Raw genomic sequence first — 24,882 nt, 5'->3', positions numbered from 1 at the left:
GTCACAGCCAAGCGTCGTCGAGGTCGCGAAACGTCGTCGTGCGGGATTCGACGAGGTCGAACCACGGACCGGTCAGCGGCAGCTCATGGGTGAAGAAGTATCTGGCCGTCGCGATCTTGCCGTTCAAGAACGGTGAGTCACCGCGATCTCGGGCGGTCGCCTCGGCGGCCATTCCCTGCTCCAACCACAGCCATGCGATGACGGTGTGTCCGACGGCCTCGAGATAGGTCCAGGCATTCTCCAACGCAAGGGTGGGATCCTGCTCGGCCCAGACGGCCGCGGTGACGGTTCCGATGCGTTCGACGGCGGCGCTCAGCGCCGCGGCTTCGGCGTTCCATGCGGACTTCTCGGCCGCCTCGGCGATGGTCTGTCGCATCCGCTCGAGGAGAACCTCAAGCCCGGCACCACCGGCCATGATCATCTTCCGACCGAGCAGATCCTTGGCCTGAATGCCGTGGGTGCCTTCGTGGATCGGATTGAGTCGGTTGTCGCGGTAGAGCTGCTCGACGTCGTGGTCGCGGGTGTACCCGGCACCGCCGAGCACCTGGATCGCGTGGTCGTTGGCCTTGAGGCACCAGACGCTCGGCCAGGTCTTGACGATCGGGGTGAGCACGTCGAGCAGCAGCGCCGCACGGTCACGGTCGGCTGCCTCGGCAGCGGTCTCGGATTCGTCGAGCAGGCGTGCGGCGCAGAGGATGAGTCCGAGCCCGCCTTCGACGTAGCTCTTCGACGACAGCAGCATGCGGCGGACGTCGGCGTGCTCGACGATCCGAATCTGGCCGGCATCCGCGCCTTTCGCTCCGTCGGGGCGGCCCTGGCGACGGTCGCGGGCGTAGGCCAGGGCGTCGAGATATCCGCGGTAGCCCAGTGCGACCGCACCGGCTCCGACGCCGATGCGCGCCTCATTCATCATATGGAACATGCAGGACAGGCCCTGCCCGCGCTCCCCCACGAGGTAGCCGATCGCCCCCGCGGAACCGGCGGGACGGTGGGTCCCCTCACCGAAGTTGAGCAGCGTGTTCGTCGTTCCCCGCCAGCCCATCTTGTGGTTGAGTCCGGCCAGGACGACGTCGTTGCGCTCGCCGAGGCTGCCGTCGGCGTCGACGAGGTACTTCGGAACGAGGAAGAGGCTCAGCCCCTTCGTGCCCGGTCCGTCGGCCTCGGCGCGGGCGAGGACGAGGTGGACGATGTTCTCCGCCAGTTCGTGATCGCCGCCGGAGATCCACATCTTCGTGCCGTGGATGCGAAACGCTCCATCGCTGCCGCCGGGATCGGGCACGGCCTTCGTCGTGACGTCGCCCAAGGAGGAGCCGACCTCGGGCTCGGACAGGCACATGGTGCCGAAGAACCGTCCATCGAGCTCAGGACCGACGTACCTCTCCACGAGGGCAGGATCGGCGTATTCGCGCAGCAGATTCGCATTCGCCATGGTCAGCAGCGGGTAGCTGGCGGTGGCGATATTGGCGGCCTGGAACCATGTGAAGCACGCCTTCGCCACCGTCTGCGGCAGCTGGATTCCGCCGACGGCTTCGTCCATCGTCGCCGAGAGCAGCCCGATGTCGGCGAATTGGTCAAGGGCTGTCTTGATCTCCGGGATCAGGGTCACCGTCTGTCCGTCGAAGGTCGGTTCGTTGAGATCGGACTTGCGCGAATGCGTGGCGAAGCTCGCCTTGGCCAGATCCTCACTCGCTGACAGGAGCGAGTCGAAGACCTCGCGAGAGTGGTCGGAGAAGCGGTCTCTGTCGGTGAGTTCATCCACCTTGAGCCAGTCATAGAGGAGGAAACCGATGTCCCTGGACGACAGGAGGGTTTCTGCGGTGGTCTGGTCGGCGCCGTTGCCTGTGTTCTCTTCAGTCACGTTCCTCAGTTTAGACTAATCGTTCGTTCAGTGCAGAGAGTGCAAGCCTCCTTTCTGACAAGATATGTGCGCGCCGGCGCAGCCCGAGCAGTAGGATCGGTCGGGCAGAACGCACTATGTGAAAGGCAGAACCTATGTCCTCCCCCGCCGGCACGGACGCCGCCGCTGAGATGCGGTCCGGCTCGAGGCTCGCCCGAATCCTGCGCAATTACCGGTTCCCGCTCTTCATCCTCGCCGGTGTCGTCATCGGTGCGATCATCGGGTTGACCTTCGGCGAGCGAGCCACGGTCATCAAGCCGTTCGGGACGCTGTTCATCAACATGATGTTCACCCTCGTCGTTCCTCTCGTCTTCTTCTCCATCTCCTCTGCCGTGGCAGGAATGTCCTCCGCCAAACGGCTGGGCTCGATCCTCGGCGGAATGCTCGGAGTCTTCGCCGTCACCGGCATCATCGCCTCGATCGTCATGATCACTGCGCTGTGGATCACCAAGGCGACCGAGGGCGTCCAGGTCGAGATGACCCAGCCGAAGGACGTCGAGGAGGTCGGCTCCATCGGCGATCAGCTCGTCCAGACCTTCGTCGTCGATGACTTCTCGAAGATCCTGTCGGCCGAGCACATGCTCGCCCTCATCGTCTTCGCCGTCATCGTCGGCATCGCGACCAGCAGCATCGGTGAGAAGGGCAAGCCCTTCGCTGCGTTCCTCGAATCCGGCTCCGAGGTGTTCCTCAGGTTCACCTCCATCATCATGTACTACGCACCGATCGGCTTGGGTGCGTACTTCGCCGCACTGATCGGCGAGCTCGGCGCACAGCTCGTCGGCGACTACGTTCGCGCCTTCCTCGTCTACTATCCCGTGGCGATCATCTACTTCGTCGTCGCATTCACGCTCTACGCGTTCCTCGCCGGAGGTCGCCGAGGCGTGACGAAGTTCTGGTCGAACATCATCGAGCCGACGGCGATCTCTCTGGGCACGTCCTCCTCGGTCGCGGCGATCCCGGCGAATCTGCGGGCCGGCGAGCGCATCGGAGTCCCCCGCGATATCAGGGAGACGATCATTCCGATCGGAGCGACGATCCATATGGAGGGGTCGAGTCTGTCCGCGATCCTCAAGATCGCGTTCCTCTTCGCCGTCTTCCAGCGAGATTTCTTCACGCCCGGGAACATCCTCATCGGCATCGCCGTTGCTCTGCTCGCGGGAATGGTCATGGCCGGCATCCCCTCGGGCGGATTCATCGGCGAGCTGATGATCATCACGCTCTACGGGTTCCCCGCCGCTGCCCTGCCGATCATCCAGATCATCGGCACCGTCATCGATCCACCGGCCACCACCGTCAACGCGGTCGGCGACCAGTCGAGCTCGATGATGGTCGCCCGCATCCTCGACGGCAAGGACTGGATGGAGAAGTCCGAATCTCGGCGAAACGTCGAATCCGCGGAGGTCGATCTCGGTTCGCCGCCCCTGACGCGATCCGAGAATTACTGATCACAATCCGGTCTCACAAACACCGATGAGATCGTTGCAAACGACTGCTGCGGCCGGTTGCCGGGCTGGGCCACGCCGAGTGCGGCGAAGGCCGACCCGAAGCGGATCTCGCGGCAAGAGACCCTGCCACATGACAGTTGTGCGGCAACTCTGAGACGCCAGTGTCGTCGAACCGAGACCCGTTCCGATCCGGCTCTCAGCCGGCGCATCCTCGCTCTCATCCTGGGTGACGATACTGGCCGATGTCGATGACACATCACACGCAGAAGGAGGCCCCATCATGTCATCCACCATCCGCCCTCGGACCGCCGCCGCAGGAATCGCCGCAGTCGCCGTTGCCGCGGCGCTGGCAGTCACCGCCGGACCGGTCTCGGCAGTCTCGGCAGTCTCGGCCGCCGAATCCGCGACGACCGCCTCACAGGCACCGCAGAGTTCGGGCTACCCGACGGACTCGCTCGGAGTCACCGATCTCCTCGTCACCGCCTACGGCATCGGTGATGATGACACGATGAAGCGTCTGGCCACTGGCAAGGTCGTGACGACCCTGACCGACCACGGGGATGCGCATGCGAAGCGGTGGCACCGCACGGCCGCCGATGCCGGGGCCGGCCACACCTGGGTCTCCTATACGAATCTCGACACCCGCGAGGTCATGACCTTCGGTGTCAGGAACGAAGCCGCCGCGAACGGCGGAGGCGATGCCGTCCGAGAGGTCACCTTCGCGAACTGATCGGTAGACTCGGGACCATGGTCGACCTCACCGAATTTCCCCGCCGCACCTACACCGATGGTCCGACCCCGTTGGAGCATCTGCCGAGGCTGTCGGCAGAGCTCGGCGGGCCGCAGATCTGGGTCAAGAGAGACGACTGTCTCGGGCTGACTCAGGGTGGGAACAAGACACGCAAACTCGAGTTCCTCATCGCTGATGCCCTTGAGCAGGGTGCCGACTGCCTCATCACCGTCGGCGGAGTTCAGTCGAACCACTGCCGTCTGACCTTGTCGGCAGCACGCAGGGAGGGCCTCGACTGCCATCTCATCGTCGAGGAGGACCTCGGCCCAACAGGGTCGGCACTCGGTCCTGCCGGAGCGAACCCGCCTGAGTTCACGGGCAATTTCTTACTCTTCGACCTCCTCGGCGCGGATTCGGTCGAGGTGCTCGGAAACGGTGCAGATCTTCTGGGGCGTGCGGAAGAGCTCGCCGCGAAGCTGAAGGCCGCCGGCCGCTCGCCCTACGTCATCCCTGTCGGCGGATCCAATGTCACCGGTGCGCTCGGGTACGTCGACTGCGCGCAGGAGCTGCTCGGTCAGTTCGCCGATGCGGACCTCGATGTCCCCACCGTGGTCACGCCGAGCGGTTCGGTGGGAATGCAGGCGGGTCTCGTCGTCGGATTCCATGCCGCCGAGTCCGAGACCTCGGTGCTCGGAATCAACGTCAGTCGATCGCAGGCCGATCAGGAACCGAAGATCGATGCCCTCGTCCAGGCGACTGCGGCGCGCCTGGACCTGATGGAGGTTCCGCGTGATGCCGTCGTCGGCCTCGGTGACTATGTCGGCACCGGCTATGCGCTGCCGACCGAGGGCATGGTCGAGGCCGTGAGGCTCTTCGCCCGCACCGAAGGCATCCTCCTCGACCCCGTCTACACCGGCAAGGCTGCCGCCGGTCTCATCGACCTCGTCCGCAGCGGCCGGTTCGCACCCGACGACACGGTGGTCTTCATCCACTCCGGCGGAGTGCCCGGGCTCTATGCTCGAACGCAGGCATTCGCCTGAGCGCGTCGCCCATACTCACCACATCAGCGGAAGGCACAGACATGACAGTTTCGACGGCAGACCTCTGGGACGAGCGCGGTGACGACCTGTACTCGATCGCGTTGAACTTCGGCGACTTCGGAGCCAAGGTCGCCTTCTCCGGCCCGGCCCGCACGATCCGCTGCTTCCAGGACAACGGTCTGGTCAAGAAGACGCTCAATGAGCCCGGCGACGGTGCCGTCCTGGTCATCGACGGCGACGGGTCGATCGCCACAGCCCTGATGGGCGACATGATCGCCGAGGCTGGGGTCCACAATGGTTGGTCCGGTGTCGTCATCAACGGCGCCGTTCGCGACCGCGAGGCCCTGGCCGAGATGGATTTCGGCATCAAGGCCCTGGCCAGCAATCCGCGCAAGAGCGCGAAGGACGCCGTCGGTGAGATCGATATGCCAGTGGAGATCGGCGGGGCGACGATCCGCCCCGGCGCCATGGTCTTCGCCGATGCCGACGGGGTCGCGGTCGAGAAGTAGTCACTCGCCCGAGGCGATCCCACAGGTCGGGCGCTGTCGATGCGACCGGGGCCAGACGCTGACAGTTCAGCGGTGGATGGTGTCGAAGCTCTGGTCGGCTGCGTCCCAGACGCCGGCAACGGTGATGGTGTCACCGGTGGTGAGATCGGCCACCGTGTCCCGGTGGTAGAGGTAGGACCACTCCCCTGCAGACACGTCTCCGGTGACCATGAGGATGTCGTAGTCGAAGGCTGCCTGTGACACGGCTTGGACGATCTGCGCCGTAGCCTCCATATCTGCCGCCTCGTCCTCGCTGGAGGCGAATTCCACGTGGAGGCGGTCGGGTTCGTTCTCCTCATCGAAGTCCGGGTTCGCCTCGGACTCGAGGTAGACATCGACTTCATCCAAGGACTTCGCCAGGTAGTCCGCAAGGTCCTCGGCCGAGTCGAATCCCTGCGCCACGACTTCCAGAGTCTGACTCGGAGTCGATTCCGCGTCCGGTGCGCTTCCGGTGTCGCTGCCGCAGCCACTGAGACCGATGAGAGAAGCAACGACCAATCCAGCGGCCAGGACGACAGGGACAGACTTCGAAACGGACCTCATGTGTCCCAGCCTATCGGCGGAGTGACCTGCGGACCGTATCGACCTACACCGCCACCTCGATGAGCCGCGGGCCCGAGTCGGCCAGACCGGCCGCGAAGTCACGGTCGAGGCCCTCGATCGTCTCCACGCGTGTCGCCGGGACCCCCATTCCCTTGGCCAAACTGATCCAGTCGATGTCAGGGCTGCCGATGTCGAGCAGAGACTGCGCCTTCGGCCCGAAGTCCGGCACACCGACGTTGGACATCTCGTTGCGCAGGATCTGGTACTTCCGGTTGGCGAAGATGAGCACAACGACGTCGAGCTGCTCCCTGGCATAGGTCCACAGCGCTTGCGGCGTGTACATTCCCGAGCCGTCCGACTCGAGCACGATGACCTTTCGGTCCGGGTTCGCGACGGCCGCTCCGACTCCGACCGGCAGTGCCCAGCCGATGGATCCTCCGGTTCCGCCGAGGTAGTCGTGCGGGGCCGACGTCGCAGTCTGGGCGTAGAAGTCGCGTCCCGTGGTGATCGACTCGTCGAGCACGATCGCGTTGTCGGGAATCGCTCCGGAGAGCCAGGCCGCGAGCTTGGCCGGGGTGATCGCCCCATCCGGCCTGGGTGCGGGAGCGAGCTCCGCACGCACCGAGGGGAACAGGGGGCCGCTGCCGGCCGCCTCGGCGAGGTCATGACCATTCGATCCTGCACTGATCGCCTCGCGCAGCGCCTCGAGCGCGGTCAGCGAATCGGCGCCGATGGGGCTGAGGGTGAAGAACGTCGACCCCGGTTGAGTGAGCACGCTCGGCTTATCGGGGTAGGCGAAGAAGGCGACCGGGGGTTTGGCGTCGACGAGGATGAAGGCGTCGAAGTTCTTCAGCAGCTCGACCGAGGGTTCGACGGGATAGGGGATCTTCGTCACCGTCGGGCGGCCGGCACCGCGCTCGGTGCGTGGGGCGAAGGTCTCCGCCAGCACCGAGGCACCGGTGGCCGCCGCGACCTGTGCTGCAGCTTCGAGCTGTTCAGTGCGCAGGGCCCGCCCGCCGAGGAGGATGGCAGTCCGCCGCCCAGCATCCTTCAGTCGCGCAGCGGCCGCATCGACCACGGCAGGATCGGCAGGGCCCGGCAACGGGACAACCGCGGTCGGTGGCCTGTGATATTCGTCGGCGTCATTCCACGCGGTATCGGCGGGAAGGATGAGCGAGCTGATCCGACCCGGAAGGCTGTAGCCGATGGCGTCGGCGGCATCCCCAGCGATCGAATTCGCCGATGGCGAGGTGCGCACCCAATTGCTGAACGGCCGCAGCGCCCCCTCGATGTCCGAGGTCAGGGGCGCATCGAGGCCACGGTGATAGCCGGCGTGATCACCGATGATGTTGACGATCGAGGCGCGGGCCCGCAGCGCATTGTGCAGAGCGGACAGCCCGTTGGCCGCACCCGGCCCGAGGTGCAGCAGGGTCGAGGCCGGCTTGTCGAGCATCCGCGAATACCCGTCGGCAGCGCCGGTGACGATCCCTTCGAAGAGCCCGAGCACCCCGCGGACATGCGGCTGCCGGTCAAGTGCCGCCACGAAGTGCATCTCCGAGGTTCCGGGATTCGCGAAGCACACCTCGATCCCGTTGTGACCGAGCGTTTCCAACAGGCTCTCGGCACCGTTCATGCCCTCATCTCCTTCGACGTCCCTCGTGGCGCAGCCACCGGCTCACTGTGCACAGCAGTTGTTCTCCGTCTTATCATGCCTCGCCGAAACACCGCATTCTCGCCTGAAGCGGCGGTCGTGAATATAATCCTTGCACTCGCGGTTCCATCTCTGTACGATATTAGTTGAATATTAAACTATAGGACCGCCGGCCGGGAGGGCGCCATGACCGTCACCGAGAACACCACACCATCATCACCTGTCGTCAACGACACCACGCTGAGCGCCGACACCGGCATGGATGCCGTCACCCTGCGTGTCGGTGACCTCGAGAAGATGTCGACCTACTACTCCAACGCACTTGCAATGGAGCCGCTCGAAGAGGTCTCGCGCGGGGCTGAGACTCATCGGGTTCTCGGTCGCGGCACCACTCCCCTGGTCCAACTCGTCGCCACCCCCGATCTGCCCGGCGTCGACCCGCGTCAGGCCGGCCTCTTCCACACGGCGTTCCTCTTCGAGGACAAGGCCGCCCTGGCCGCAACGGTCGCTCACGCCGCTCAGAACACGAACAGCCGGTTCGTCGGCTCCAGTGACCACCTCGTCAGCCAGGCGTTCTACTTCACCGACCCAGAGGGCAACGGCATCGAGCTCTACGTCGACCGTGACCGCTCGGAGTGGACTCATTCGGTCGACGGCGAAGTGCAGATGGACTCGCTCTACCTCGACCCCAACAGGTTCCTCGAGCGCCACCTCACCAACGAGGTCCTCGCCGCCACCTCGGCGGAACCGGGAATCGTCGGGCACGTTCATCTTCAGGTCGGCAACGTCCCGCAGGCACGTGAGTTCTACGTCGATGCCCTCGGCTTCGAACCCACCCTCGCATCGATGCCCGGCGTGCTCTTCGCCTCCGCCGGCGGGTACCACCACCACGTCGCGATGAACACTTGGAACAGCCGCGGTGCCGGCCCGCGTGCGGCCAGCCTCGGTCTCGGCGATGTCGCGATCAGCGTTCCAGGTCGCGAGGACCTTGACGCCCTCGTCGCCCGGCTGCGCGCCCGCAAGATGGACTTCGCCGACGACGGACGCCAGGTGCGCCTGTCCGACCCGTGGGGCACCCAGGTGACGCTGTCCATCGGCACCAGCTCGATCGATGAGACGCTGACCCGGTGATCGATCTCGATCGCCGGCATGTGGCCCTGAACGCCCACTGCATTCCGGGCCGCACGCATCTCCTCATCCGGTGAGCCCGAGAATCACCGGGACGAAAAGCGCCGTGCCGTTGTTGAACGCATGGACGATCACGCCCGGCCAGACGGATCCCGTCTTGTGGAAGAGGATCCCGTTGACGATGCCGACGATGAAAGCCACCGGAAGCACAGGGTTGATCCCGTGGGCGAGCGCGAAGATCGCAGCACTGACGAGAATTCCCACCCACGGACCGAACCTCAGCAGACCGGAGGTGAGCACGCCCCGGAAGAAGAACTCCTCGCCGATCGGCGTGAGCACCGCCCCCATGAGGGCAGTGACGATCACGGTGAGCACTCCCCCTGCGGCGGCGGCCGCCTGGTAGTCGCCTTGGACGTTGCCGATGCCTCCGTTGATCGCATAGGAGATCAGCGACACGACCGTTCCGAGCACCCAGCATCCGATGCCGAGCAGGGCGGCGATGATCAGTGACCGCCTGGAGGCGCGCTTGAGGCCGAAGGCCGAGAATCCGCGGATTCGGATGGCGACGGCGACCGCGAAGGCGAAGAGCCCCATAAGTCCCGAGAGCGCGAGCTGGACGATGCCGTTGATCACCGCGAGGTCGTCCGGGATCGCCTTGAGGATGAAATAGACCGACCCGAAGGCGACCACGTAGGCGATGAGCCCGGTGATCATCTCCGGCCAGCCCGGCCGCGACGGCGTCGGCGCCAGATGTCCGCGGGTGATACGCGGTTGAGTCGAGCTGAGTGAGATGTTCATTGTCCTGCCCTTTCTGATTTCGACTGATGACGCCAGCAGAAACCATGCCCCAAGGGCAGGGTCAAGTGCCCTGCTGAGATTTCGCTGCGATGATCGGCTCCATCCGGACGAGTACGTCGATCTGAGCCGGATTGTAGAGTTCGTTCATGGCCTTCCCGATCATTTCGTCGACCTCCCGGCGTCGATGGTGTGGAATCTCGCCGAGGCGGCCCGACCATCCGTACCTCTCCTGGACATCTCTGACCTCCGGACCGAACCGCCTGGCCAGGTCCGCGCGTTCCTGTTCCCCCGCCTCGGCGGACAAGGTCTGGAACTGTCGGGAGGCTTCGGTGTGGTTGATCTCGGTGAGCATCACCCGCATTGAGTCGAGCGTGGCCTCATCGAGGAAACGTGAATAGACGAGGAGCAGTCCTCGATCGGCTGCGGTGAGCTCATTTCTGACGCGACCGAATCCGCTCGGCAGATCGACCGCCGAGCCGTGCTCGAGGATCGCCGCGATGTCCTCCCGCATCTGCTGCTGTCTGGCGATGCTGATCTCGAGTTCGCGGTCAAGAGCTCGCAGCGTCTCGCGCTGGGAGGAGTCGCCGTTCCCCTCTGCCGCCTGCCCATCCTCGCCGCTGTCCTCGCAACCGTCACCGGCACTCGGGTCCATCGTCCCGATCTGGCGGAGTGAGAATCCGAGTTCGCTCAGTCGCCGAATCTGCAACAGTCGGACGAGGTGGTCGATCTCGTAGCGCTTGTACCCGTTCGGAGCTCGCTCGGGCTCGGCCAGCAGGCCCCGCGAATGGTAGTGGCGGATCGTCTTGACCGTCGTCTCGGCCAAGGTCGCGAGTTCACTGGTACTCCACGCCATCGCCCCTGCCTCCTCAGCGCCCCACGAGCTCGGCTCGCCCGACCTCGGCACACAGACCATTGTCGCAGGCGCACACCGGCCTGCGGCACGGTTGAGACGATGAACTCACCGTCGAGACAATGCAATCAACGCCGACTCAATGCAATCGGGCGCAACCCTGTCCCCGCCGCTGATCGACTCCTTAGGGTGAGGCGAGAACCGCCCACCGCGTCGAGAGGACACACCATGAGAGCAGCACGTTTCCACGATCGCAGGGACATCCGGATCGAGGACATCCCCGAGCCCGAACTCCTGCCCGGCACCGTCGCCATCGACGTCGCCTGGTGCGGCATCTGCGGCACCGACCTCCACGAATACCTCGAAGGCCCGATCTTCGTTCCACCCGCAGGCCATCCCCATCCGATCTCCGGCGAGGATGCCCCGGTGACGATGGGACACGAGTTCTCCGGCACGATCACCGCCCTCGGCGAAGGAGTAACGGACCTCGAGGCCGGAGCGAACGTCGTCGTCGAGCCCTACATCATCGCCGACGACGTCGACACGAGCATCGGCCAGAGCTACCAGCTGTCGAAGGACATGAACTTCATCGGACTCGGCGGGCGCGGCGGCGGGCTGGCCGAGAAGATCGTCGTCCAACGCCGCTGGGTCCACCCGATCGGCGACATCCCGCTCGATGAGGCCGCACTCATCGAGCCCCTCTCTGTGGCCCACCACGCCTTCGTCCGCTCAGGAGCACAGGCCGGGCAGGTCGCCATCGTCGGCGGGGCCGGGCCGATCGGCCTCCTCACCGCCGCTGTGCTCAAGGCCGAAGGACTGACTGTCTTCGTCTCCGAACTCTCCGAGGCACGCAAGACCAAGGCGCTCTCGACCGGGGCCGCCGACGAGGTGTTCGACCCCAGGGACGGAGACGTCGCCGAGGCGGTGCGGGAGCGCACCGACGGCCATGGTGCCGATGTCGGCTTCGAATGCTCCTCGGTCCCGGTCGTCCTCGACATGCTGCTTGACGCGGTGCGCCCCGGCGGAGTCCTCGTCAACGTCTCGATCTGGGGCCACAAACCCGAGGTCGACATGCCGAAGCTCGTGCTCAAAGAGATCGACCTCCGCGGCACCATCGGCTACTCGGGAGATCACCCGGCGACGATCGCACTGGCCGGCAGCGACGACCTCGATCTGTCCGCGTTCATCACCGCCAAGATCGGCCTCGACGACCTCATCACCGGCGGCTTCGACGAGCTCATCAACAACAACGAGCAGCACGTGAAGATCATCGTCGACCCCCGCGCCTGAGCGAGGGCCTCCGCAGGAGGGAGCCGGTACACGACCTTGCATAGTTGCGCAGTTATGGAACATACTTGCTCATGCTGTTCACCTTCATGGTCAGCTCACATCCACACCGGCTCATCGAGCCGGTCCCGGCCCGCCTTCGGTCCGGCCTCACTGCGGAGGATCTCATGGATCTGCAACTCATCCTGGCGCTCGCAGCCGGGATCGCGACGATCGTCGTCATCGTTCTCGCGACCCGCCTCGACGCCTTCATCGCCCTGCTCGTCGCATCCGTCGTCACCGGCATCGTCGCCGGTCAAGACCTGCTGAGCCTCATCGATGCGATCACCACCGGCTTCGGCAACACACTGGCCAGCATCGGCATCGTCATCGGCCTCGGCGTGGGAATCGGCAAGATCCTCGAAGTCTCCGGCGCCGCCGACTCCCTCGCCCGAGCCTTCCTCCGCATCTTCGGGAAGGGCCGCGAGCCCTGGGCGATGGGCACCGTCGGCTCCCTCGTCTCGATTCCCGTCTTCTGCGACTCCGGCTACGTCATCATGAATCCGCTGGCCCGCTCGATCGCCCGCGTCAAGCGCGGCGGGTACGTCACCCTCGCCCTGGCCCTGGGCTGCGGTATGACGCTGACCCACCACATGGTTCCGCCGACTCCCGGCCCCTTGGCCGCCACCGGCATCCTCGGCGCCGACATCGGCTCGGTCATCCTCACCGGTCTGATCTTCACCGTCGTCCTCCTGCCCGTCGTCGTCATCTACGCCCGCTGGATCGGCCCGAAGCTCGAACCCGTCCTCAACGCCGCCGTCAAGCACGACGTCTACGGATCGGTCACGGCCGCCTCGACGAACGCAGAGTCCCAGTCCGGCTCGACCGGAGCCACAACCGGCTCCGTGGCCACCGTCACCGGTGACGATACGGATGGAGTCGCCGCCACCGGCGGCGATACCGAAGCAGACTCGGCCACCACCTCGGCGAAGAAGCCCGGTGCCTTCCTCGGGTTCCTCCCGCTCATCGTCCCCCTGCTGCTCATCGTCGCGAACACGGTGTCCACGGCGATCGACAAGAACGCCCAGGGTGCACTGTCCGGCGATGACTACGAACCGTCGGCGTGGGTCGCTCCGCTCGCGTTCCTCGGCAACCCGGTCGTCGCGCTCATCATCGGCCTCATCCTCGCCGTCTACGCCCTCCTGCCGCGCGTGACCCCGCGCAGCCAGGTGCAGAGCTGGCTCGCCGACGGGGCCGCCTCGGCCGGCCTCATCCTGCTGATCACCGGCGCCGGCGGTGCGTTCGGCAATGTGCTCACCGAATCCGGTGTCGGTGATGCCCTCGCCGAGGCGATCGCCTCGATCAGCCTGCCCGCGCTCCTCGTGCCCTTCGTCATCGCCACCCTCGTGCGCATCGCCCAGGGCTCGGGCACGGTCGCGATGATCACCGCAGCCTCGGTCTCTGCTCCGCTGGTGGAGCCATTGGGACTCGATCCGCTCGTGGCGGTCATGGCCTGCACTGCCGGATCGATGGTCTTCTCCTACTTCAACGACTCGTACTTCTGGGTCGTCACCCGCTTTGCCGGCCTCGACGGCATCAACGCCATCAAGGGCTGGTCGGGCATCACCACGGCCGTCTGGGCGGGTTCCATTCCGCTGCTGTTCGTGCTCGACTTGATCGTATGAGCGTGACCGAACAGGCGGAGCTCAGTCCGCGGATCCTCATCATCGCCGACGACCTCACCGGCGGCAACGCCTGCGGCGCGCTCTTCGCCGAGGCGGGGCTGAGAACCATGACCGTCACCGGCGGCGATCACTCGATGCTGAACACTGCTCTTGATGAGTACGATGCGATCGTCGTCAATGCGAACAGCCGTCACCTGCCACCGGCGGAGGCCGCCGCAATCACCTCATCCATCGTCGCGACCGCCGGTGAGGTCGACCTGCTGGCCTGTCGCATCGACACGACGCTGCGCGGCAACGTCGGTGCCACCGCCGAGGCGGCGCTGCGGGCGCGTGCGAGCCTGACCTCGACAGCGCGCGCCGGGGTCGAAGGCGCCACATCAGCTCCGACCCGAGTGCTCGGTCTCTGTGTGCCCGCCTTCCCGAGTTCCGGCCGGGTCACCGTCGGCGGTCGGCAGCTGCTCAACGGTCGCCTGCTCGAGGACACTGAGCTCGCTCACGACGTCCGCTCCCCCATGACCACCTCCGAGGTGGCGACGATCCTCTCCGATGGCACCGAACTGAGCTGCCACACGATCGACATCTCCACCGTGCTGGCCGGCCCCACAGCGATCCGTGCTGAGGTGCTCACCGGCATCGCCTCCGGTGTCGACGTCATCGTCGCCGATGCCCTCACTGTCAACCACATCGATCTCATCGGTACCGTCTTGGCCGATCTCACGCGGGAGGCGGCGGAGGCCGGATCACAATGCTTCGACTGGGTGGCCATCGACCCGGGACCCGGCAGCCTGTCCCTGGCCCGTGCCTTCCTGCCCGCGCGGACCCGCAGCATTCTGCTTGGGGTCTCCGGTTCGGCCACCGAGGTCACCCGCACCCAGCTCGCCGCGCTGGCAGAGGACCCCGACATCCATGTCATGCGCGCCGAACTCGATGCCGAGGGCCTGCCTGAGGTGGAGGCCACGGTCCGCGCGGTCTGCGGGGTCGCCTCGGCGCGGGCGATCGTCATCGCCACCGTCCTCGACCCCACCGATCTGCGCGAACTCACTGCCGAACACTCCGAGCTCATCCCCCGCCAGCTGGCGATGATCACGGCCGCGGTGATGGAGCGGCTCAACGTCGCCGGCCTCTACACCACCGGCGGTGACGTCACCGCCGCCGTCCTCTCGGGTCTCGACGCCCTCGGCATGGAGATCGACACCGAGATCGTCCCGCTCGCCGTCGGCGGCCGCATCGCCGGAGGACGCGCCGCAGGACTGCCCATCGTGACGAAGGGCGGTCTGATCGGTGAGGCCGGAACCGCCGCCCTCTGCTTCGACCACCTCAACCACGCCGCGCGAAGCCGAGGCTGACCGGTTGCCCATCCTGTCCATTCCATTCGTCCAAACACTGAGGAGATGCCCATGACCGCACCCGTACTCGCCGTCACCGTCGGAGACCCCGTCGGCATCGGACCGGAGATCACCGCCCAGGTGCTCTCCGAATTCGCCGGTCGCGATGACCAGCACGGCGTCGCCGTCGCCGACCTGTCCGTGATGCGACGAGCGGTGGAGGTCCTCGGCCTCGACGTCGAACTCCGCGCGATCACCGACTGGTCGACCCCTGCCGCAGGCGAGGGCGTCATCGACGTCTTCGACATCGGTGTGCTCGGTGACGATCTGCCCGAATGGGGCGTCGTCGACGCCCGCGCCGGTCAGGCTTCGGTGACCGCGATCGAGGTCGCCACGAAGGCCGCCATGGATCAGCAGGTCGCCGGCATCGTCACCGGGCCGATCAACAAGGAGGCCGTGTGGAAGTCGGGTTCGAAGCACCTCGGACACACGGAGATGCTCGGTGAGCTGACCGGTGTGACGAAGCAGGACACGATGTTCGTCGTCGAGAACACGAAGGCTCCTGAGCACAGACTCCAGATCTTCTTCGCCACGCGCCACATGTCGCTGCGCAAGGCCATCGACGCCCTCACCGTTGAGACCCAGGTCGACTCGATCGAGCGCGCCCACCGCGCACTGCAGCTCTACGGTGTGACCTCGCCGAGGCTCGCCGTCGCCGCGCTCAACCCGCACGGTGGGGAGAACGGTGCGTTCGGCGACGAGGAGATCGAGATCCTCCGACCCGCCGTCGAGCAGGTCAATGCCGCAGGCTCCTTCGCAGTCGCCGGGCCGATCCCGGCCGACTCGGTCTTCCACCAGGGACTGAGCGGTCGATTCGACGGGATCCTCTCCCAGTACCACGACCAGGGACACATCGCCTCGAAGACCTTCGACTTCGACGGGACGATCTCTGTCACCGTGGGTCTGCCGATCCTGCGCACCTCAGTCGACCACGGCACTGCCTTCGACATCGCCGGTCAGGGAATCGCCGATGCCGGCACGATGCGCTCGGCCTACCGGGCCGCGATCGGTTACGCTCCTTTCGTCGACGGCATCCGCGAGGAGTACCTGCCCCGCTGAGACCGGGCCAGAGTCAGATCCGTTCTCGGGCCGTCCCCGGCCCGAGAACGGACGGACGGGCTCAGCGGCTCGGCCTCCGTCCGGACGAGCGAGTGAGAGGAACCAGGAACCGCCCATGGCAATCCGCACAGGCACACAGAAGCGGCGTGAGGACATCCTCTCGCTGCTCAAGACCGGAACGTGGACGATCACCCGGCTGGCCGAGGAGCTCGAGACCTCCGGATCGACGATCCGCCGCGACCTGCGCGACCTCGCCGAGGCGGGAGAGGTCATCCGCACCATCGGCGGAGCGACAGCGGCCGGGTTCGTCGAACCGCCTTTGGGCCAGCGGATGGAAACCAATGCCGAGGCGAAGGACGCGATCGCTGCGACCGGCCTGGACCACCTCGGCGAGGGTGTGCGCACGATCTTCCTCGACGCCGGGTCGACGACGGTGCGCCTGGCCGAACGGATCCGAGACCGCGACGATCTCACGGTCATCACCCGCGGTCTCGAGATCGCCCTCGCGCTGGCACACCCTGCGGGCCCGAGGGTGATCATGGTCGGCGGTGAGGTCTCGACGCTGTCCCACGGCACGACCGGGGCGCTGAGCGATCATGCGCTGGGCCGGGTCGATGTCGATGTGGCCTTCCTCGGGGCTGATGCCGTCGACCTCTCACGCGGGCTGGGCGAGCCCACACTCGACGAGGCGCGGACGAAGGAACTCATCGCCGAACACGCCCGCAGCGTCGTCGTGCTCGCCGATTCCTCGAAATTCGGACGTGAGGTCGCCGCCTGGGCCCCGCTGCCTCACGGGTGGATCTGGATCAGCGAGGACGGAACCCGGCAAAGCTGAGTCAGCGGCACAGCCAAGGGCCGACCTTCGATGGTCTCGTCACCAGCGCTCGGCCGGTGTCACACATCCTGTTCCTTGGCCATCTGCCGAACGTAGAGCGGGGCTGCCACCAGTGATGGCAACATGACGAAACCGACCGGCACGGCGGTGATGACGATCGCCGACTGCAGGGCGTCGACTCCCCCATCACCGAGGCTGATGAGCACGGCTGCGGTGATTCCGATGAGCAGCGCCCATATCGACCTCAGCTTCGGTGAGGGTTCTCCGCTGGTCATGCACGACTGCGACATCGCAAAGGACATCGAGTCCGTCGTGGTGGCGACGAACGTCATGGTCAGGACCAGGAACCCGATGCTGATGAGCAGGGACAGCGGCAGATTGTCGCTGATGGCCATGACCGCTGCGGGAAGGCCGCCGTCCATCAGCGGTCCCGAAATGGATCCGCGCGAGCCCTGCTCGAGGTAGATCCCGGTACCGCCGAGCACGGTGAACCACAGGGTCGTCGCGATCGGGGGCAACACCGTCGTGCTGATGAGCAGGTCCCTGACCGTCCGGCCCTTCGAGATGCGGGCGACGAAGATGGCCATCAGCGGCGCGTAGCCGAGGAACCAGCCGAAGAAGAACACCGTCCACCCTGAGAGCCACTCAGTGTCCCCGCGGTAGAGAGTCATGCTGAAGAAGTCGGTGACGTACAGGGCGAGGCCGCTGAAATAGCTCTTGACCACGAACCAGGCAGAGCCGAGCACCATCACCGCGGCCATCAGCCCCAAAGCCATCCAGATGTTGGCGCTGCTGAGGAAACGAATGCCGCGGCTGACCCCGGAGAACACGCTGACGCCTGCGATTGCTGTGAGCACGGCGATCACAGCAAGCTGCACGGGGTAGACGTCGGGGATGCCGAATATCGAGTTCAGCCCGTAGGAGACCTGCAGGCCGAGGAATCCGACCGGCCCGATCGTTCCCGCGGCCACGGAGATGACGCAGACGACGTCGACGGCTGCCGCGATCGGTCCGGTCGCGGCGCGCCTGCCCATGACCGGGTAGAGCAGACTGCGCGGCCGCAGCGGCATCCCCTTCTCTGCGGCACGCATCATCACGATCGTGCCCAACGATCCGAGGACCGCCCAGGCGAGGAATCCCCAGTCGATGAAGCTCGCAGCCAGGGCTGCTGCGACGCCGTCGATGCCGCTGTCGGCCTTGTTCGCGAAATACGGCGGGGTCGTCACATAGTGATACATCGGTTCGGCCGCCGCCCAGAACACTCCTCCTGCCGCAAGCAGCGTCGTCATGATCATGGCGATCCAGGCGAATCGATTGAAATCCGGACGAGCCTGGCTGCCCAGTCTGGCCTTGGCCCAGGGAGTGAAGATGAGGACGAGAGCAATGAGGAACGTGGCGAGCAGCAGGATCTGCCAATACATGCCGAAGATGTCGGCGCAGACAGCGAAGGCAGTGCTGACACCCGAGGACACAGCATCGGGCAGAGCGAGTGCGAGGACGACGAAGACGGCGAGGATTCCCACGCTGATGCCCGTGACGGGAACATCGAGACGGCTCCGGGCAGTCGCTTCGGCACTCGCCTGGGGACTGCCGTCGATGACAGATGTCAGGGCGGAGCCCTCACCCGCAGGTGCCTGTCTTTCCTCGTGGTGCCTGGAATCCGCGGGACTGATGGGATCGTCCATGTGGTGTGCTGCCTTCCGGGTCCGCTGCTGGGACGGAACTGATGAGTTCGATTGATCGTTCTGTGAAGAAATGCAGCGACCCAGTCTAGGGGCAGGCAGGCCGAGGAACCTGCCCGCGGGAGCATGATCGTCCGCGATGTGAAGATACTCACCCCGGCGGGATCATCGGCACGGACATCCTGTCGGTGCGTGTCTTCGGCGAGGTCGAGTTCTGGCCGACACGGGACATGCACCGCCGTCATCCGCACACGGTCGCATCCAGGTGAAGGCGAGGACGATACTCCCCTTTTCGGCGCAGACGAAATCAGCCATTGATCGATATTTCTGTCAACCGCTTCTCTGTAACGATAACTTCACTGTTCACTGTGAAGACATCTTGCCGGATCGGTTTTGAATGATCGGTGTATTTCTCCAGCTCAGATACGTTATTGGCGCAATATTCACTAATGACACGCCGTGATTTGACACGAATTCTCCTTTGAGAGCCTGAACGCACACTCGTAACGTAGGTTCGGTTCGAATCAAGGGCCACCGCATCGATGGCCCGCATGAATGGAGGAATTCATGAGCATCCCCGATACCTCAGGATCCGCAGCACCGGCATCCCCCAAAGAACCCGACCTCAAGACCGTCCGCAAGGCCGTCGCCGCCTCGGCACTCGGCAATGCGACCGAGTGGTTCGACTACGGCCTCTACGCCGTCTCGGTCACCTACCTCGCCCAGCATTTCTTCCCCGGCGAGCACGCCCAGCTCATGGCGCTGCTGGTCTTCGCCGTGTCCTTCATCTTCCGGCCCCTCGGCGGCATCGTCTGGGGCCCGATGGGTGACCGCCTCGGTCGCAAGCGCGTGCTGGCGCTGACGATTCTGCTCATGGCCGGCTCGACCTTCTGCATCGCGCTGCTGCCCAGCTACGCCACCATCGGCGTTGTCGCACCCATCATCCTCGTCACCCTCCGCGTCATCCAGGGATTCTCCTCAGGCGGTGAGTACGGCGGCGCCGCGACCTTCATGGCCGAATACGCTCCGGACCATCGCCGCGGATTCTTCGGCAGCTTCCTCGAATTCGGCACCCTGGCCGGCATGGCTGCCGGTTCGCTGTTCGTCCTCCTCCTCCAGCTCGGACTCGGTGAGCAGACGATGACCGACTGGGCATGGAGGATACCGTTCGTCTTCGCCGGTGTCCTCGGCGTGGTCGGTCTCTACCTGCGCTCAAGGCTCGACGAGTCGCCTGTCTATGAGGAGCTCGACGAGGAGGGTCAGGACAAGTCAGTGCGCGAGGTCTTCCGGATCCTCTTCACCGACTACTGGAAGCAGCTGCTCATCCTCGGCGGGATGGTCGTCGCGGTCAACGTGGTCAACTACACTCTGCTGTCCTATATGCCGACCTACCTGCAGGACCCGGTCGGCATGAGCCCGAATGCCTCGCTGACGGTGATGTTCATCGCTCAGGCGTTCATGATGATCCTCATCCCCTTCGGCGGGATGCTCTCGGACAAGGTCGGGCGCAAACCCGTCTGGTACTTCTCGCTCATCGGACTCTTCGTCGCGGCGATTCCGATGTTCATGCTCATGCAGGGCGGTTTCGTCTGGGCCCTCATCGGCCTCGCCGTGCTCGGAATCCTCTACATTCCTCAGATCTCGACGATCTCGGCGACCTTCCCGGCGATGTTCCCCGGCCCGGTGCGCTTCGCCGGCTTCGCGATCTCCTACAACGTCTCGACCGCGATCTTCGGCGGCACCGCTCCGTCGATCAGCCAGGGCCTCATCGATGCGACGGGCAACACCATCATCCCCGCCTATCTGGTGATGGCCTCGTGCGTGATCGGCTTCGTCGCAGCCATCTTCATGAAGGAGACCAAGGGTGCGTCGCTGCGCGGAGCAGGACTTCCCGAGGAGGGCGCCGACGTGGTCATGGAGTCCGAGCTCGTCGACGAGGCGAAGTAGGCTCGAAACCGATAGTCGATGGGCTCCAGCCCCGCAACTCCCCGATCGGGTCCGCCGTCTCACGGTGGGCCCGATCGGTCTTGACGGAGACGATCCCCCATGAAAATCTGAACGAACGATCAGCATGTGGCACGAACCGATGAGAGGACGCCCTCGTGAAGCGAGCTCTGTACACCGACGACCATGAGGCGTTTCGCGGCACCGTCGCCGCCTTCCTCGACCGTGAGGTGGTCCCCCACCTCGAGGAATGGGAGGAGGACCACCTCGTCGATCGGCAGATGTGGCGCAAGGCGGCTCGGACCGGGATCATCGGTCTCGCGATTCCCGAGGAGTTCGGCGGTGCAGGAGTCTCCGACTTCCGCTTCGAGATGGTCCGCAGCGAGGAGATCGCCCGCCGAGGCGTCGCCTCGGCGACGAGCGGGTGGGGCGTCTCGGACGGCATCGTCCCCGGATACCTCCTGTCCTTCGGAACGCAGGCACAGAAGGAGAAGTACCTCACCGGGCTGGCCTCGGGAGAGATGATCGGGGCGATCGCGATGACCGAGCCGAATGCCGGCTCGGACCTCCAGGGCATCACCACCAAGGCAGTGCGCGACGGCGACGACTGGGTGATCAACGGGGCGAAGACGTTCATCACCAATGGAGTCCACTGCGATTTCGTCATCGTCGTCGCCCGCACAGATCCCGAGGCGAAGCCGTCGCGTGGAACCTCGCTGTTCATCGTCGATGCCGATGCCCCGGGCTTCGAGCGCGGACGTCCGCTGAAGAAGCTCGGCATGGATGCCCAGGACACCGCGGAGCTCTCGTTCTCCGATGTCCGGGTCCCCTCCGAGGCGCTGCTCGGCGAGCTCGACAGCGGCTTCATCCACCTCATGGTCAATCTGCCCACCGAGCGCCTGCTCATCGGTTCGGGGGCCCTCGCCGGTGCGCGGGCGGCTCTCGAGTGGACGGCCGACTATGTCTTCGAACGCCCCGCCTTCGGACAGACCATCGGCGATTTCCAGAACACACGCTTCGAGCTCGCCGAACTCGAGACCCGCGTCGATGCCCTCGAGGCCTTCGTCGACCGCTGCGCGCTGGCGCTCAACGCCGGCGAACTCACCGCCGTCGACGCCGCGAAGGCCAAGTACCTCGGCTCGGATCTCGAGATCGAGGTCGTCAACCGGTGCCTGCAGCTCTTCGGCGGGTACGGCTACATGCTCGAGTATCCGATCGCCCGAGCCTTCAAGGACAACCGCATCCAGGCGATCTTCGGCGGCGCCAACGAGGTGATGAAGGACCTCATCGGCCGTGATATCGCCGCCCGCCACCGGTTCCACTGACGCAGACGGCGCGCACCGGCGATGCAGTTGCGCGCCGTCAGGATCAACCGGTCGGACTCACCCGCCGACCGGCTGACTCACTCTCCGGCGACTTCGAGGAGCACTTTGCCCATGACGGAACGCTCATCGAGTTCCCTGATCGCCGCGGCGGCCTTCGCCAGAGGGTAGGTCGCGTGGATGCGCGGATCGAGGCGCCCGGCTGCCACGTGCTCGCTCACGGCCTCCCACTGCCGCGCGATGAAGCTCGGGTCACCGTGAGTGGCAGCGCCCCATGCGACTCCGTCGACGGAGATGTTCTTCAGCAGCAGACGATTGACTCGGATCGAGGGGATCTCGCCGGCGGTGAAGCCGAGGACGAGGAGCCTGCCGAACGGTGCGAGCACGCGTGTGGAATCGGTGAAGCGATCGCCGCCGACGGGGTCGAAGACATAGTCCACGCCGCCGGGCAGGATCTCCTTGACAGCGTCTTTGAACCCGTCGGCGAGGACGACGTGCTGGGCGCCGAGCTCGCGGACGACTTCGGCCTTCGCCTCGGTGGAGACGACCGCGATGACCGTCAGGCCCATCGCCACACCGAGCTGCACGCTGGCCGAACCGAGACCGCCGGCCGCGCCGTGGACGAGCAGGCTCTGCCCCGGCTGGGCGTTCGCTCGCAGCCGCAGCGCGAAGTCGGCGGTGAGCACGTTCATCGGCATGCCCGCTCCGGAAGCGAGGCTCACCCCGTCGGGCAGCGGCATCACCTGCGTCTCATCGGCGACGAGGTGCTCGGCGAAGGTGCCCACCCCGGTGATCGCGGCCACACGGTCGCCGACGGAGAATCGCGAACCCGGACCCGCCTCGGCGATAACGCCGGAGGCCTCCGAACCGAGGACGAAGGGCAGCTCGTGCTTCGTCTGATACATTCCGCGGGTCTGCAGCAGCTCGGGGAAGGTCACACCGGCATACGCGACCTCGATGAGGACCTGCCCCTCCCCCGGCACGGGTCGGTCCACCTCGGCGATCTCGACATCATCGGGGCCGGTCAGGGCGGTGACATGAACAGCTTTCATCGGGTCCTCACTTCGCTGTGTTCGGTTCTTCTCGGACGCATTGGTGCGTCAGTTCTCAGACGCTTTCGCGCGTCGGCGCGGCCTGTCCAGACGTATCACATCCGGCCGTGACCGCGGTCACTTCTTCGGCTTGACTCGCACGCCTTGGTTGAATACTGTAAACGAAACTGAACGATTGTTCACTCGGGAGGGTCACCGTTGACACATCCACCGGCAGGTTTCGACACCGCGTCCATCGGACGATGGATCTCACAGCGATTCGGGGTGAGCGACTTCGACGTCGAGGTCATGTCGATCGGCCGGTCGAATCTCACCTTCACGATCACCGTCGACGGCCGACCGCGCTGGGTGCTGCGCCGCCCACCGCTCGGACATGAGGGCGGCAGCGCCCACAATGTCGCCCGCGAGGGCAGGATCATGGCAGCGCTGACCGACAGTGCTGTGCCCGTGCCGACGGTCCTCGACATCGTCGACGATCCCGAGGTCCTCGATGTGCCCTTTGTGTTCATGGATCACTGCCCCGGCTTCGCGATCAACACCCCGTCGGACTGGTCGTCGATCCCCGATGAGTCGAAGCCCGATTGCGCCTTCGGCATGATCGATGCCCTCGCGGCCATCCACTCAGTCGACATCGACGCGGTCGGCCTCGGCGATCTGCGCAGGCCGGGCGGACTCATCGAACGGCAGCTTCGGCGCTGGCTGGGCCAGGTCGAACAGATCGCCACGCGTGAGACACCGATGATCCACGAGGTCCATGACGTGCTCCTGAAATCGATGCCCGACCCGGCAGGCAGCCCGGTCGGACTCGCGCATGGCGACTTCAAGCCGAACAACATGATCTTCGCGCCCGGGGGCGGACTCAATGCCGTCGTCGACTGGGAACTCACCGCGGTCGGCGAGGTGCTCACCGACCTCGGCTACTTCATCGCGATGCTCACAGTGCCCGAGGAGTACACGAGCATCTGGGTGCCGACACCGGCGGACGGCTTCCCCGACACCGAGGCGCTCATCGCCCGCTACCAGGAGGTCAGCGGGCACGAAGTCCACGATGTCGGCTACTACTCGGCGTTCGCGATGTGGAAGCTCGCCTGCATCCGCGAAGGCGTCTACACCCGGCTGAAGACCGGACAGATGGGCGATCTCGACCTCGATCCGGACGTCGCCGGCGAGGGCGTGGAAGACCTGGCCGGTCAGGCCCTGACCCTGTTGGAGAGACCATGAGCACACCACGCTTCGACGGGGCCCGAGTCGTCGTCACCGGCGCCGCCGGCGGAATCGGGGCTGCCCTGGCCACTGAGCTGCTCGGCCGCGGCGCTTCCGTCGTCCTCGCCGACCTCGATCCGGCGGTCACCGACACCGCCTCCCGCCTCGGCGATCGGGCCCACGCATGGGTCGGTGACGTCTCCACGGTCGACGGCATCGGGCAGCTCATCTCGCTGGCCGACGACCGCCTCGGCGGGGTCGATCTCTACTTCGCCAACGCCGGCATCATCGGTCCGGCCATGCTCGGGGAATCCGACGCGGACTGGGATCCGATCATCGACGTCAACATGCGCGCCCACATCCGCGCCGCCCAAGCGCTCATCCCCCGCTGGCAGGAGACCGGATCCGGGCATTTCGTCGCCACCGCCTCGGCGGCGGGCCTGCTCACGCAGATCGGGTCGGCGGCCTACTCGGTGACCAAGCACGCCTCGGTCGGCTTCGCCGAATGGTTGGCGATGACGTATCGGGACGACGGGATCCGCTCCTCGGTGATCTGCCCGATGGGGGTCAACACCGCACTGCTCGATGCCGCCGGGGATGAAGGCGGTGCCGCACAGCGGGCGGTCACCGAGGCCGGGACCGTGCTCGAACCCGAGCAGGTCGCCGTCATCGTCCTCGATGCCGTCGAGCGGGAGGAGTTCCTCATCCTTCCCCACCCCGAGGTGCTCGAGATGTACCGCATGAAAGGCAGCGACTACGAACGCTGGCTGCGGGGAATGTCCCGCTATCAGTCCCGATTGAACGAGAGTTGAGGAGTCA

General features: G+C 65.7%; 21 protein-coding genes. 14 read left to right on the top strand and 7 right to left on the bottom strand.

Features of this window, described 5'->3' with window-relative positions; all coding sequences use genetic code 11:
- Position 1: 1 nt before the first annotated feature.
- Complete coding sequence (locus J9314_RS06990) at positions 2-1,858, bottom strand: acyl-CoA dehydrogenase (protein WP_210605090.1); 1,857 nt, start codon at positions 1,856-1,858, stop codon at positions 2-4.
- A gap of 134 nt (positions 1,859-1,992) precedes the next feature.
- Here J9314_RS06990 and J9314_RS06985 point away from each other — a divergent pair, with 134 nt between their 5' ends.
- The 4 genes from J9314_RS06985 to rraA all read left to right on the top strand — a co-directional run bounded on the left by J9314_RS06985 (position 1,993) and on the right by rraA (position 5,621).
- Complete coding sequence (locus J9314_RS06985) at positions 1,993-3,342, top strand: dicarboxylate/amino acid:cation symporter (RefSeq protein WP_210605089.1); 1,350 nt, start codon at positions 1,993-1,995, stop codon at positions 3,340-3,342.
- Positions 3,343-3,622: 280 nt separating this feature from the next.
- Positions 3,623-4,072: a hypothetical protein gene (locus tag J9314_RS06980; RefSeq protein WP_210605088.1), complete on the top strand. Its 450-nt coding sequence runs from the start codon at positions 3,623-3,625 to the stop codon at positions 4,070-4,072.
- A gap of 17 nt (positions 4,073-4,089) precedes the next feature.
- Positions 4,090-5,112 (top strand): D-cysteine desulfhydrase family protein, encoded by a 1,023-nt coding sequence (locus tag J9314_RS06975; protein WP_210605087.1) that lies wholly within the window; start codon positions 4,090-4,092, stop codon positions 5,110-5,112.
- Between the two features lie 41 nt (positions 5,113-5,153).
- Positions 5,154-5,621, top strand: coding sequence for a ribonuclease E activity regulator RraA (gene rraA, locus J9314_RS06970; RefSeq protein ID WP_210605086.1), 468 nt, complete (start codon positions 5,154-5,156; stop codon positions 5,619-5,621).
- 66 nt (positions 5,622-5,687) lie between these two features.
- Here rraA and J9314_RS06965 read toward each other — a convergent pair whose 3' ends face one another.
- Positions 5,688-6,203: a hypothetical protein gene (locus J9314_RS06965; RefSeq protein ID WP_210605085.1), complete on the bottom strand. Its 516-nt coding sequence runs from the start codon at positions 6,201-6,203 to the stop codon at positions 5,688-5,690.
- A gap of 43 nt (positions 6,204-6,246) precedes the next feature.
- On the bottom strand, positions 6,247-7,836 hold the full coding sequence (locus J9314_RS06960; protein WP_210605084.1) for an acetolactate synthase large subunit: 1,590 nt from the start codon (positions 7,834-7,836) through the stop codon (positions 6,247-6,249).
- A 204-nt stretch (positions 7,837-8,040) separates the two neighbouring features.
- Here J9314_RS06960 and J9314_RS06955 point away from each other — a divergent pair, with 204 nt between their 5' ends.
- Entirely contained in the window at positions 8,041-8,985 is a 945-nt protein-coding gene (locus J9314_RS06955) for a VOC family protein (protein WP_210605083.1), read from the top strand.
- Between the two features lie 63 nt (positions 8,986-9,048).
- Here the strand turns inward: J9314_RS06955 and J9314_RS06950 are convergent, their stop codons facing one another.
- Complete coding sequence (locus J9314_RS06950) at positions 9,049-9,780, bottom strand: CPBP family intramembrane glutamic endopeptidase (protein ID WP_210605082.1); 732 nt, start codon at positions 9,778-9,780, stop codon at positions 9,049-9,051.
- 61 nt (positions 9,781-9,841) lie between these two features.
- A complete protein-coding gene (locus J9314_RS06945) occupies positions 9,842-10,633 on the bottom strand; it encodes a MerR family transcriptional regulator (RefSeq protein WP_210605081.1) in 792 nt (263 codons plus the stop codon).
- A 225-nt stretch (positions 10,634-10,858) separates the two neighbouring features.
- On the opposite strand from J9314_RS06945, the gene J9314_RS06940 reads away from it, so the two are divergent.
- From J9314_RS06940 to J9314_RS06920, 5 genes are all read left to right on the top strand, one after another.
- Positions 10,859-11,920 (top strand): 2,3-butanediol dehydrogenase, encoded by a 1,062-nt coding sequence (locus J9314_RS06940; protein WP_210605080.1) that lies wholly within the window; start codon positions 10,859-10,861, stop codon positions 11,918-11,920.
- 164 nt (positions 11,921-12,084) lie between these two features.
- Positions 12,085-13,581 carry a GntP family permease gene (locus J9314_RS06935; protein ID WP_210605079.1) on the top strand — a complete coding sequence of 499 codons (1,497 nt, stop codon included), beginning with the start codon at positions 12,085-12,087 and terminating at the stop codon, positions 13,579-13,581.
- On the top strand, positions 13,578-14,927 hold the full coding sequence (locus J9314_RS06930) for a four-carbon acid sugar kinase family protein (protein WP_210605078.1): 1,350 nt from the start codon (positions 13,578-13,580) through the stop codon (positions 14,925-14,927). The genes J9314_RS06935 and J9314_RS06930 overlap by 4 nt, the downstream gene beginning before the upstream one ends.
- Before the next feature lie 51 nt (positions 14,928-14,978).
- Entirely contained in the window at positions 14,979-16,025 is a 1,047-nt protein-coding gene (pdxA, locus tag J9314_RS06925) for a 4-hydroxythreonine-4-phosphate dehydrogenase PdxA (RefSeq protein WP_210605077.1), read from the top strand.
- A 115-nt stretch (positions 16,026-16,140) separates the two neighbouring features.
- Positions 16,141-16,860 carry a DeoR/GlpR family DNA-binding transcription regulator gene (locus tag J9314_RS06920; RefSeq protein ID WP_210605076.1) on the top strand — a complete coding sequence of 240 codons (720 nt, stop codon included), beginning with the start codon at positions 16,141-16,143 and terminating at the stop codon, positions 16,858-16,860.
- Positions 16,861-16,919: 59 nt separating this feature from the next.
- On the opposite strand, the gene J9314_RS06915 is transcribed toward J9314_RS06920, so the two are convergent.
- Positions 16,920-18,545, bottom strand: a complete 1,626-nt coding sequence (locus J9314_RS06915) for a BCCT family transporter (protein WP_210605075.1) — start codon at positions 18,543-18,545, stop codon at positions 16,920-16,922.
- Between the two features lie 564 nt (positions 18,546-19,109).
- Between J9314_RS06915 and J9314_RS06910 the strand changes: the two genes are divergently transcribed.
- Both J9314_RS06910 and J9314_RS06905 read left to right on the top strand, forming a co-directional pair.
- The gene (locus J9314_RS06910; RefSeq protein ID WP_246490651.1) at positions 19,110-20,489 is read left to right on the top strand and encodes an MFS transporter; all 1,380 of its coding nucleotides are present in this window, start codon (positions 19,110-19,112) and stop codon (positions 20,487-20,489) included.
- Positions 20,490-20,644: 155 nt separating this feature from the next.
- Positions 20,645-21,811 (top strand): acyl-CoA dehydrogenase family protein, encoded by a 1,167-nt coding sequence (locus J9314_RS06905; protein ID WP_210605073.1) that lies wholly within the window; start codon positions 20,645-20,647, stop codon positions 21,809-21,811.
- A gap of 77 nt (positions 21,812-21,888) precedes the next feature.
- On the opposite strand, the gene J9314_RS06900 is transcribed toward J9314_RS06905, so the two are convergent.
- Positions 21,889-22,860 carry an NADPH:quinone oxidoreductase family protein gene (locus J9314_RS06900; RefSeq protein WP_210605072.1) on the bottom strand — a complete coding sequence of 324 codons (972 nt, stop codon included), beginning with the start codon at positions 22,858-22,860 and terminating at the stop codon, positions 21,889-21,891.
- 198 nt (positions 22,861-23,058) lie between these two features.
- Between J9314_RS06900 and J9314_RS06895 the strand changes: the two genes are divergently transcribed.
- Together J9314_RS06895 and J9314_RS06890 are read left to right on the top strand one after the other, a co-directional pair.
- The gene (locus J9314_RS06895) at positions 23,059-24,081 is read left to right on the top strand and encodes a phosphotransferase family protein (RefSeq protein WP_210605071.1); all 1,023 of its coding nucleotides are present in this window, start codon (positions 23,059-23,061) and stop codon (positions 24,079-24,081) included.
- A complete protein-coding gene (locus J9314_RS06890) occupies positions 24,078-24,875 on the top strand; it encodes an SDR family oxidoreductase (protein WP_210605070.1) in 798 nt (265 codons plus the stop codon). Before J9314_RS06895 ends, J9314_RS06890 begins: the two co-directional genes overlap by 4 nt.
- Positions 24,876-24,882: the final 7 nt, after the last annotated feature.

Source organism: Brevibacterium oceani, assembly GCF_017948325.1.
Lineage (GTDB): Bacteria > Actinomycetota > Actinomycetes > Actinomycetales > Brevibacteriaceae > Brevibacterium > Brevibacterium oceani.
This window is presented reverse-complemented; position numbering and strand designations above follow the sequence as displayed.